This is a genomic window from Vreelandella songnenensis (genome assembly GCF_003002925.1).
In the GTDB taxonomy this organism is placed as follows: domain Bacteria; phylum Pseudomonadota; class Gammaproteobacteria; order Pseudomonadales; family Halomonadaceae; genus Vreelandella; species Vreelandella songnenensis.
Genome location: NZ_PVTK01000010.1, coordinates 82,795 through 94,036, shown reverse-complemented (window position 1 = coordinate 94,036; position 11,242 = coordinate 82,795). Strand labels below are relative to the sequence as shown.

General features: G+C 62.3%; 9 protein-coding genes. 2 read left to right on the top strand and 7 right to left on the bottom strand.

Annotation, left to right across the window (positions count from 1 at the left end):
* From tssI to B0H98_RS15070, 6 genes are all read right to left on the bottom strand, one after another.
* Positions 1-755: type VI secretion system tip protein TssI/VgrG (gene tssI, locus B0H98_RS15095; RefSeq protein WP_146130262.1), on the bottom strand; the 755-nt coding region annotated here is incomplete at its 3' end.
* A gap of 193 nt (positions 756-948) precedes the next feature.
* Complete coding sequence (gene katG, locus B0H98_RS15090; protein ID WP_106375894.1) at positions 949-3,099, bottom strand: catalase/peroxidase HPI; 2,151 nt, start codon at positions 3,097-3,099, stop codon at positions 949-951.
* A gap of 294 nt (positions 3,100-3,393) precedes the next feature.
* Positions 3,394-4,836: an NAD(P)(+) transhydrogenase (Re/Si-specific) subunit beta gene (locus B0H98_RS15085; protein ID WP_106375893.1), complete on the bottom strand. Its 1,443-nt coding sequence runs from the start codon at positions 4,834-4,836 to the stop codon at positions 3,394-3,396.
* Positions 4,837-4,852: 16 nt separating this feature from the next.
* The gene (locus B0H98_RS15080; RefSeq protein WP_106375892.1) at positions 4,853-6,424 is read right to left on the bottom strand and encodes a Re/Si-specific NAD(P)(+) transhydrogenase subunit alpha; all 1,572 of its coding nucleotides are present in this window, start codon (positions 6,422-6,424) and stop codon (positions 4,853-4,855) included.
* A gap of 220 nt (positions 6,425-6,644) precedes the next feature.
* Positions 6,645-6,917, bottom strand: coding sequence for a DUF2798 domain-containing protein (locus tag B0H98_RS15075; protein WP_106375891.1), 273 nt, complete (start codon positions 6,915-6,917; stop codon positions 6,645-6,647).
* Positions 6,918-7,047: 130 nt separating this feature from the next.
* Positions 7,048-7,701: a TetR/AcrR family transcriptional regulator gene (locus B0H98_RS15070; RefSeq protein ID WP_106375890.1), complete on the bottom strand. Its 654-nt coding sequence runs from the start codon at positions 7,699-7,701 to the stop codon at positions 7,048-7,050.
* A 91-nt stretch (positions 7,702-7,792) separates the two neighbouring features.
* Between B0H98_RS15070 and fabF the strand changes: the two genes are divergently transcribed.
* Positions 7,793-9,058 (top strand): beta-ketoacyl-ACP synthase II, encoded by a 1,266-nt coding sequence (fabF, locus tag B0H98_RS15065; protein WP_106375889.1) that lies wholly within the window; start codon positions 7,793-7,795, stop codon positions 9,056-9,058.
* Positions 9,059-9,125: 67 nt separating this feature from the next.
* Positions 9,126-10,535 (top strand): GntR family transcriptional regulator MpaR, encoded by a 1,410-nt coding sequence (mapR, locus tag B0H98_RS15060; RefSeq protein ID WP_106375888.1) that lies wholly within the window; start codon positions 9,126-9,128, stop codon positions 10,533-10,535.
* Positions 10,536-10,543: 8 nt separating this feature from the next.
* Here mapR and B0H98_RS15055 read toward each other — a convergent pair whose 3' ends face one another.
* Positions 10,544-11,167 (bottom strand): hypothetical protein, encoded by a 624-nt coding sequence (locus tag B0H98_RS15055; RefSeq protein ID WP_106375887.1) that lies wholly within the window; start codon positions 11,165-11,167, stop codon positions 10,544-10,546.
* Between the last annotated feature and the right edge of the window lie 75 nt (positions 11,168-11,242).

Here is an 11,242-nt window from a genome sequence, read left to right as displayed (position 1 = left end):
GTCTGCTGGCCGTGGGCGTCCACGTCACGGCCCAGGTGTTCGTGCAGCTGGGCGTAGGCCGGGTTCTTGAAGCTGTAGTCTTTCAGGGTCGCGGTGGCCGCGGCCACGCGGGCGGTATGGCTGAGCTTGCGCACATGGCGCGTAGGCGCGGTGCCGCCGGCGCGGCTGTGGTAGGTGCGCTCGCCTAGATTGGCGAGCACCTGGGGGTCGTCGGCGAATACCAGCCGATGGGCGCTCGCTTCAAATTCATGAAAGTAGAACAGGCCCTCTTCGGCGGCCAGGCGTTCGATAAACGCCAGGTCGGTCTCGCGGTACTGCACGCAGTACTCGCGCTCCGGCAGTTCGCGGGTGACGGCGAAGGCCACATCGGTGATCCCACGCTCGTCGCACAGGGTATTGATGATGGTCAGCGGATCGACTTTCTGGAAGATACGCGAGTTGTGGCGCAGTGACAGCCGCCAGAGCGCGGGGCGTAGCACCAGGGAGTAGAAGGTGCGCCGGTGGCCCCGGTCGCCGCGGCCAAACTCGCTGACGATACCGTGCACCTGACGCAGCACTTCACCATCCTGCCACACGGTCAGCGTAGCTTCACGGTCCAGCAGCTCGGCGGCCTCCAGGCTGCCGTCGCGGCTGGCCAGGTTGAGCACCAGCTCAAAGGGCTGGGAGAGCGCTTCGCGGTGGGTAAAGTCGACTACCGCGATATCGTCAACGCCGGGTAGCGTGAGCGTGAAGTGCAGTCCGGTGCTGAGCGCCATGCCCCCTCCTGAAAAACTGGATAAATGTGCCAATCGCTTAGGTTAAGCGTCACGTTTAATACTGCAACCCAGAGAGGCCATTTGGCGGCAATGTCTTACAAACTTTGTCGGCAATGTCTTACAAAAAAGCCCGCATCTTTCGATGCGGGCAAGACAGGGGGGATATCAAGGGGTGGTTGGGCTGGCTTGAGCGTTACACCAGATCAAACCGATCGGCGTTCATCACTTTTGTCCAGGCGGCGATGAAGTCACTGGCGAACTTCTCGATGTGGTCGTCCTGGGCGTAGATTTCAGCGTAGGCGCGCAGGATCGAGTTGGAGCCAAACACCAGATCCACGCGGGTAGCGGTCCACTTTACCTTGCCGGTTGTGCGGTCACGCAGCTCATAGTGATCGCCCGACGGGTGCCAGGTATTGGCCATGTCCACCAGATTGACGAAGAAGTCGTTGGTCAGTGCGCCTTCGCGCTCGGTGAACATGCCGTGCCGGGTGCCTGCGTGGTTGGTGCCGAGTACGCGCATGCCGCCGATCAGTACGGTCATTTCCGCCGCCGTCAGGCCGAGCAGCTGGGTGCGGTCCAGCAGCATCTCTTCGGGGCTGACCACGTAGGTATCTTTCTGCCAGTTGCGGTAGCCGTCGGCCAGGGGCTCGAGCGCCTCGAACGATTCGGCATCGGTCATTTCATCCGTGGCATCCCCGCGTCCGGGAGCGAAGGGCACCGTGGTGCTGAGGCCAGCGGCCTTGATTGCCTGCTCGACCCCCACGTTGCCCGCCAGCACGAGGGTATCGGCAAGGCTGGCACCGCTTTCCTGGGCGAGAGGTTCAAGCACGGCCAGTACGCGGGCGAGGCGCTCGGGCTCATTGCCTGCCCACTGATTCTGGGGCGCCAGACGAATGCGGGCACCGTTGGCGCCGCCGCGCATGTCGGAGCCGCGGTAGGTGCGTGCGCTGTCCCAGGCGGTGCTGACCATGTCGCTGATGGAAAGGCCGCTGACGGCGATGCGGGCTTTCAGGGCGTCAACGTCGTAGCCGGTAGGGCCAGCGGGCACCGGGTCCTGCCAGATCAGGTCTTCCTGGGGTACGTCCGGGCCGACGTAACGCACCTTCGGACCCATATCGCGGTGGGTCAGCTTGAACCAGGCGCGGGCGAAGACATCATCAAAATAGGCCGGATCGGCCATGAACCGCTGGCAGATGGCGTTGTACGCCGGGTCCACCTTCATGGCCATGTCGGCATCGGTCATGATCGGCATGCAGCGGATGGAGGGGTCTTCCACGTCGACCGGCATGTCCTCTTCGGCAATCTCGACGGGCTCCCACTGCCAGGCACCAGCGGGGGATTTCTTCAGCTCCCACTCATGGCCAAACAGCATCTCGAAGTAGCCCATGTCCCACTGGGTGGGGTTCTTGGTCCAGGCGCCTTCGATACCGCTGACCAGGGTATCGCGGCCAATGCCGCGGCCCTTGGTTTTCATCCAGCCAAGACCTTGAAGCTCCGGGCCTGCCGCTTCGGGCTCCGGGCTCAGGTCGGCGGGGTTGCCGTTACCATGGCACTTGCCGATGGTATGGCCGCCGGCGGTCAGGGCCACCGTCTCTTCATCGTTCATCGCCATGCGCTTGAAGGTTTCACGCACCTGGGCGGCGGTCTTGAGCGGGTCGGGCTGGCCGTTCACGCCTTCCGGGTTCACGTAGATCAGGCCCATCTGAACGGCGGCCAGCGGATTCTGCATGGTCTCGGGTTTGGCCACGTCGCCGTAGCGGCCGTCGGAAGGCGCCAGCCACTCTTTCTCGGCGCCCCAATAGACGTCCTTTTCCGGGTGCCAGATATCCTCGCGGCCAAAGGCGAAGCCGAAGGTCTTCAGGCCCGCGACTTCGTAGGCCACGGTACCGGAGAGCATCATCAAATCGGCCCAGGAAACCTGGTTGCCGTACTTCTTCTTGATCGGCCACAGCAGGCGGCGGCCTTTGTCGGTATTGGCGTTGTCAGGCCAGGAGTTGAGCGGCGCAAAACGCTGGTTGCCGGTACCGCCGCCGCCGCGCCCGTCGGCCAGGCGATAGGAGCCCGCCGCGTGCCAGGCCACGCGGGCAAACATGCCCACGTAGCTTCCCCAGTCCGCCGGCCACCACGCCTGGCTCTGGGTGATCAGTTGGCGAAGGTCCGCTTTCAGGGCCTCGACATCCAGCGTTTCAAGCGCTTCACGATAGCTGAACTCCTCGCCTAGAGGATTGGTCTTGGTATCGTGCTGGTGCAGGATGTCTAGGTTCAGGGCGTTAGGCCACCAGTCGATGTTGGACTTGCTGGCCGCTGTGTTGCCACCGTGCATTACCGGACATTTACCACTCATGCTGCCTTTCCCCTTATCGTTCTTTATCCCGGCATCGCCAGGAAACCACGGTGAGCGCCGCCAGACTCAAGATCTGCACGCGGGCTGGCGCCTCACTGACATGGCGTATTTTTAAAGCACTTTAGCGATAGCAACAATTTGCATTTACCGACTAAATTGATAGAAATTTACAATCAAAGAGCATCGGCATTCAAAAAACACCCATGACGGGAAAAACGAAAGGAATAAAGGAGCCTGAAAAGCCCACAGGGCGCCGAGGCGCCCTGTGGGGAGTGACCACGAACCTCGGCAGGCTCAATCCACCAGCGGCAGCAAGGTGTTCAGGCTATCGCGGGCGTCGCCGTAGAACATGCGGCTGTTCTCCTTGAAGAACAGCGGGTTCTCGATACCGGAGTAGCCGGTGCCCTGGCCGCGCTTGCAGATGAACACCTGCTTGGCCTCCCAGACCTTCAATACCGGCATACCGGCAATCGGGCTGTTCGGATCTTCTTCGGCGGCCGGGTTGACGATATCGTTGGAGCCGATCACGATCACCACGTCGGTACTGGCGAAGTCGTCGTTGATCTCGTCCATCTCCAGCACGATATCGTAGGGCACCTTGGCTTCCGCCAGCAGCACGTTCATGTGCCCAGGCAGGCGCCCCGCCACCGGGTGAATGCCGAAACGCACGGTCTTGCCGGCCGCGCGCAGCTTGCGCACCAAGTCACTCACCGCGGTCTGGGCCTGGGCCACCGCCATGCCGTAACCGGGCACGATGACCACGCTATCGGCATCGTTCAAGGCGCTGGCCACGCCACCGGCGTCGATCGCCACCTGCTCGCCTTCAATCTCCGCAGCCGGCCCGGTCGCGCCGCCGAAGCCGCCCAGAATCACGTTGACGAAGTTGCGGTTCATCGCCTTGCACATGATGTAGGAGAGAATCGCGCCCGACGAGCCGACAAGCGCCCCGGTCACGATCAACAGGTCGTTGCCGAGCGTGAAGCCGATGGCCGCCGCCGCCCAGCCGGAGTAGCTGTTGAGCATCGACACCACCACCGGCATGTCGGCGCCGCCGATGCCCATGATCAGGTGGTAGCCGATGAAGAAGGCAAGCGCGGCCAGCAAGATCAGCGTCCAGAAGCCCGCGCCGTTGAGATAAAGCACCGCCAGCACCAGTGAAAGCACCGCCGCACCGGCGTTGAGCAGATGCCCGCCGGGCAATTGACGCGGTTTGCCATCCACCTTGCCCGCCAGCTTGCCGAAGGCGATCACGGAGCCGGTAAACGTTACCGCGCCGATAAAGATGCCCAGCACCACCTCGATCTGCAGAAACGTCAGCTCATCCGGCGCCTTGGTGGCGACCAGGGCGGCGAACGCCGAAAACTCCTGCATCACGCCGTCAGCAGCGCGCGCCGCCAGCACCCGGCGACGCTCGAGGTCCGCGCTCCAGGCCACGAACACCGCCGCCAGCCCCACGAAGCTGTGCAGTGCCGCCACCAGCTGGGGCATTTCAGTCATCTCGACCTTGCCCGCCATGTAGGTACCGATACCGGCACCAATGATCATCATCGGGATCAGCCACCAGTAGCCGCCAATCCCCGGCCCGAAGGCGGTGAAGAACACCGCGACCGCCATGCCCACAATGCCGTACCACACGGCGCGCTTGGCTTTTTCCTGATTGCTCAGGCCGCCCAGCGAGAGAATGAACAGCACACTGGCCGCAATCGCCGCGGCCGATACGAATCCTTGACCTAACATATCGTCTCTCCGCCGCTCAGGATTTCTGGAACATGGCCAGCATCCGGCGTGTCACCAGGAAGCCACCCACGATATTGATGGTCGCGATCAGTACCGAAATCGCCGCCAGTACACTGACCACCGCACTGCCCGAGCCGATCTGCAGAATCGCCCCCAGGATGATGATGCCGGAAATCGCGTTGGTCACCGCCATCAGCGGCGTATGCAGCGAGTGGCTCACCTTCCAGATCACCTGAAAACCGATGAAGCAGGCCAGCACGAACACGATGAAGTGCTGCATGAACGAGGCTGGCGCCACCTGACCAAGCAGCAGCATCAGCGCACCGCCGATTGCTAATATGCCGACCTGGCGTTTGGTCTGGGCCTTGAACGCCGCCGCTTCCGTGGCTTTCTTCTCCTCTGGCGTCGGCTCTTTCTCTTTCTTCTTCGGCTTGGCCGCGGCAATCGCTTTTACTTTGGGCGGCGGCGGTGGAAAGGTCACGTCACCTTGATGGGTAACCGTCGCGCCCCGGATGACGTCATCGTCCATGTTGTGATTGATCACGCCATCCTTCTCGGGCGTTAAATCGGTCAGCATATGGCGGATATTGGTGGCATACAGAAGCGACGACTGCGTGGCCATGCGCGAGGGAAAGTCGGTATAGCCGACCACAATCACGCCGTTGTCACTAACGATGCGCTCATCGGGCTGGGTTAAATCGCAGTTACCACCCTTTTCAGCCGCGAGATCGACAATCACCGAGCCGGGCTTCATGGCCGCGACCATATCCTCGAGCCACAGCTTGGGCGCCGGGCGGCCGGGGATCAGCGCGGTGGTGATGACGATGTCCACATCTGGCGCCTGCTCGCGAAAGCACTCGAGCTGCTTTTCGCGAAACTCGGGGCTCGAGGGCGAGGCATAACCGCCGCTTTCCGAACCGTCCTGGCTGTTCTCGAAGTCCAGAAACAGAAACTCGGCGCCCATGGATTCGATCTGCTCGGAGACTTCCGGGCGCACGTCAAAGGCGCGCACCACGGCCCCCAGGCTGGTCGCGGTGCCGATGGCGGCAAGCCCGGCCACGCCCGCGCCGATCACCAGCACCTTGGCCGGCGGCACCTTGCCCGCGGCAGTTACCTGGCCGGTAAAGAAACGCCCGAAGTTGTTGCCCGCCTCGATCACCGCGCGGTAACCGGCGATGTTGGCCATGGAGGAGAGCGCGTCCATCTTCTGGGCCCGCGAAATGCGTGGCACCATGTCCATGGCGATCACCGTGGCGCCCTGGGCGCGGCACGCCTCCAGCAGCGCTTCGTTCTGCGCGGGCCAGAAGAACGCGATCAGCGTCTGGCCTTCACGCAGGCGTGCAGCCTCGGCCTCGGAAGGCTCGCGAACCTTGATGACGACCTCGGCCGCCTCGAACAGCGCCTCGGCGCTATCCACCACGGTGACCCCCGCGTCGCGGTAGGTATCGTCGTTGAAGCCCGCCGCCAGGCCAGCGCCGGTTTCGATCAGGCACTCATGGCCCAGCTTCTGGATCTGCTGTGCGCTCTCAGGCGTCAGCGCGACCCGCGCTTCGCCCCGGCTCGTTTCCTTAGGTGCGCCTATTCTCACACGGGTACTCCCTTCGGTTTGGAAAGCGGGCTATCGGCCTGAATAGCAAGCGCGGCCCTCTGGAAAGGCGGTTTTGTTATTTGCCCGCCTTGTTCAAACGTCTCAGATTCGCATGATGGCTTTCAGAAACGCTATTCAACCTTTGATAGACCGCCGCTGACAGGCAGGTCGTGCACAAAGGGAGGCCGAGTATGGGCGAAAACCGAAGGGGGTAATTGTCTCAGTGCGACCTGATCGTAAACTGAACCAGGCGGGCGACCAGCGGGCGCACCACCAGGATGCACAGAAAGGCGCTGGGCATCGCGACACGATAGGCATTCCACACCTGGCTAAAATAGTCATCGCTCATGCCTGCGTTGACGGCGGTGATGATCAGTGTCATCAAGAACGCCATGATCGTCGACATGTAGAAGGCAAAGACCACCGGCGTAAACCGGGGGTGCAGCTTGCGCGCGGCAAGCAGGCGCTGTTCTGGGTAGCGGCGGAAGGGCATGGTAGTTACCTGAGTACGTGCGTTTTGTTAGCGGGCTACTTTACAGCGCTGAGAAGGAAGGGGGAAGCGGTGAACAGATGAGACGGGCGTTGGCAGAAAAGGAGCAGGAGTGCCGCAACGGCCGTTGTCTTCATGCCTTCCCCATCACCCCTTGCAGCATCCCCTCGGCCTCTTTCTCGCTGACGCCGAGCATCAGCAGGATCTGTCGCTGCGTTGCCATCAGCACATGCTGGCGCTCCTCTTCACCGGGCAGGCTCTTGGCAATGGCGACAGCCCCTACCAAGGACGCCAGGATCACCCGCGACTTATCGGCAATCACGCGGCGGTCGTTGGCAAAGGGCAGCTTCTTGAGCCGACTCAGCGCCAGCAGGCGGGTCTCCAGCATCCTCTTCATGCTCAGATACGAGGCTTCGAACATGGTGCGAATTTCGGCTTTTTCGCTGCCTATTTCATTGAAAAGCACCGCTTCAGGCCCAGGCTGCTGCTTGCGCTCCAGTTCCTGAAGGTTCCAGTAGTTGGAAACCAGCTCGGTCAGGTGCTGCAAGGAGAGCGGCCCCTTGACCAGCCTGGCGGCCCGGCTGCCATCCAGCGTCTTGCGTACCGACGCATCGTAGAGCGCCTCCTTGGAGGCAAAGTGTGCATAGAATGCGCCGTGTGTCATCTTGGAAAGCTTCATCACCTGGCCGATGGAGACCTTGTTGAAGCCGTACCGGCTGAACAGCTCGGTGGCTGAAGCCAGGATGCGCTCGCGGGTTTTCGCTTTATGGTGTTTGGGGTAAGGCATGGTTACCTCGCCGTTAAACCGCTGAATATTATCTTGATCATATAATGTGTACTGCTAGCGTGACGGTTATTTAACGCCATGAGGAGCCGCTATGCATTCCCCTATTGTGATTACCGGCATGGGTATGGTCAGCCCCTTGGGTAATAACGTCAAGACTAGCTGGGCGCGCCTGCTGGACGGGCAGTCCGGCATTCGGCGGATTACCCGCTTTGATACCGACGCCACCCCGATCAAGATCGCCGGAACCGTGACCCACGCAGCAGACGACCCGAAAAACGGCCTCTGCCTGGATGATATAGCTAACGCCAAGGAGCGCCGCAAGCTGGATCTGTTCAGCCTCTATGCCCTGGCGGCGGCTAAAGAGGCGCTGGAACAGGCAGGCTGGCAGCCTGAAAACGAAGCCCAGCGGCGCGCCACGGCCACCATAGTAGGCTCCGGCATTGGCGGTTTCCCCACCATCACCGAGGCCCAGCAAACGCTGCAGACCAAGGGTTCCCGCCGGGTATCACCGTTTACCGTGCCGGCCTTTCTGGCCAATATGGCGGCGGGTAACCTGTCGATCCGCTACGGCTTTCAGGGTCCGCTTGGGTGCCCGGTCACCGCCTGCGCGGCGGGGCTTCAGGCGATTGGCGACGGCATGCGCCTGATTCGCAGTGGCGAAGCAGATGTGGCGCTGGTGGGCGGGGCCGAGGCGTGTATCGATCCACTATCGCTTGCCAGTTTCAATGCGCTCAAGGCGCTCTCCACCGATCACGAGCAGCCAGAAAGCGCGTCGCGCCCTTTCGATAGTCGCCGCAACGGCTTTGTGATGGGCGAAGGCGCCGGCCTCATGGTGATTGAAACCCTGGCCCATGCAGAGGCTCGAGGCGCCACACCTTTGGCGGTGATCAGCGGCTACGGCACCAGCGCCGATGCCTACCATATGACCGCCGGGCCGGATGACGGCAACGGCGCGGCGGCGGCCATTCACTCAGCGCTCAACATGGCGGGGCTTGCGCCTGACGCGATTGGCTACATCAACGCTCACGCCACCTCGACCCCGGTGGGCGACCGCGCCGAAATTGCCGCGCTGCGCCGCGTGTTTGGCAGCCTCCTGCCTGGCATTCCGATCTCCTCCACCAAATCCTCCACCGGGCATCTGCTGGGCGCGGCGGGCGGTGTCGAAGGCATCTTTTCAGCGCTGGCCGCCACCACTGGCCATCTGCCGCCTACGCTGAACCTGAGCCAAAGCGATGAAGAGACGCGGGATCTGGATTTCATCCCCCATACTCAGCGCACACATCCTGCACAGCACGTGCTGTGCAACGGATTTGGGTTTGGCGGCGTCAATGCGGCGCTGATCCTCAGCCGCCTATAGCGCCTGCGCATCGGTTTTTGTCTGCCGTTAGCGTATCCTCAGGGCCTGATGTTGGGCGGTGGGGAACATGAAACGCTACGAACGCTTTGCCGACGAGATTTCCGAGCTGATTCGCAGCGGCGTGCTGGCGCCGGGGGAGCGCGTGCCTTCGGTACGCCAGGCCAGCCGCCACTACGGCATCAGCCCCTCCACCGTGTTTCAGGCGTACTACCTGCTGGAGAATCAGGGGCTGATCGTGGCGCGGCCGCGCTCGGGCTATTTCGTGCGCGAACAGGCCCAGCGTCTGCTCAACGAGCCCGAGATGAACCCGTGCGTTCAGGAGACCGCCGACATTGCCGTCAGCGAGCTGGTCTTTTCGGTACTGGGCTCCCTTCAGGATAGCGATACGGTGCCCTTCGGCTCGGCGTTTCCCGGCCCCGAGCTTTTTCCGCTACCGCGCCTGGCACGCAGCATGACCAAGGGGCTGCGGGCGCTGCCGGCCGACGCCATCATTGCCGACATGACCGCCGGTGACCCGGACCTGCGCCGCCAGATCGCCCTGCGCTATCGCTTGACCGGGGTGCACCTGACACCCCAGGAGCTGGTAATTACCAACGGCGCCATGGAGGCGCTGAACCTAGGCTTTCAGTGCGTGACGTCTCCGGGGGATCTTGTCGCCATCGAGTCGCCCGCCTTTTACGCAAGCCTTCAGGTGCTTGAACGCCTGAAGCTCAGAGCGGTGGAGATTCCCGTGCATCCGCGGGAGGGGATCGACCTGGAGGCCCTGGCGGAGAGCCTGGCCCGCCACCCTATCAAGGCCTGCTGGTTCATGAGCCACTTGCAGAACCCACTGGGCGCGAGCCTGAGCGATGCCAAGAAGCAGGCGCTCTACGCGCTTTTAAAGCAGCATCAGGTACCGTTGATCGAAGACGATGTCTATGCCGAGCTCTACTTTGGCACTACGCCGCCCACGCCGGTCAAGCACTACGATGACGAGGGGCTGGTGATTCACTGCGGGTCGTTTTCCAAGTGCCTGGCGCCGGGCTACCGGGTGGGCTGGGTCGCGGGCGGGCGCTACGCGGAGAGTATTTCGCGGCTGAAACTGATGACCACCATCTCGCCCTCGGTACCCGCTCAGGTGGCGATTGCCGACTACCTGCAGCACGGTGGCTACGACCGCCATCTGCGCAGGCTGCGCTACGCTCTGGAAACCCAGCAGGGGCACATGCTGGATGCGGCGGCCCGCTACTTCCCTGCGGGCACCCGGGCCACGCGCCCGTCAGGCGGCTATTTTCTATGGTTTGAATTTCCCCGCCAGGTCGATTCGCTGCGTCTGTTCCATATGGCCCGCGAGCAGGGCATCAGCATCGCCCCGGGGCCGATCTTCTCCGCGACGCAGGGGTATCGCCACTGCGCGCGCTTGAGCTACGGCCACCCCTGGACACCGCGCAGTGAAGAGGCCATGGCGCTGCTCGGACGGTTACTGGCCTCATTCTAATGCCCAAGCTAAGCGCTTTGGCCTTGCAGGGGGCGGCCTTCCGGCGCCTGGCGCATCAGCTCTCCAATTTGATACAGATCGTGCCGGTACATATCAAACCGCGAAATACCGTGGGAGACCGCGATCAGCAAGAAGGTCAGCAGCATCAGGATGGCCGGCGAATTCAGCCAGGTAAACGCGGGCGAGGTGGCCGGGTAGAGCAGCGTAAAGATACTCATGCCGCCCAGAAACTGGGCCAACATGCTGTTCACGATCACCAGCGAAATCATCAGCACGCGAATATTGCGCCTGGGCAGGTGGCAAAGGCTTGCTTCGCGGCCGTTTTCGAGCCGCTTGCGGCGGCGCACCAGCGGAATGGCGTAGGTGCTCAACTTCTCCTCGGAAAACGCCCGTAGCACGATGTGGGGGTCAAGCTCTGAGCCAAAGATGCGCGCAACCGCCTGGTTGAACGCGCTGGCATCACCGCGCTTCGCCACTTCGGCCTTTTGTGCCAGCTCGCTCAGATGCGCCTTGTCGGCATCGGAAAGCTTCAGGTCGTTGGCGAAGTTGATGTTGTAGTTGACTTCGTAGACTTGGTAGAGCGCGACGGTCACGCCCACAAAAATCATCAAATAGATAAAAACAGTCAACATGGTCGGCCCCTTAAACGGTTTATCGTCCTGCGCTTGGCCCAGCTGGCAATCTTGCGTCGGGCCGGTACGACTATG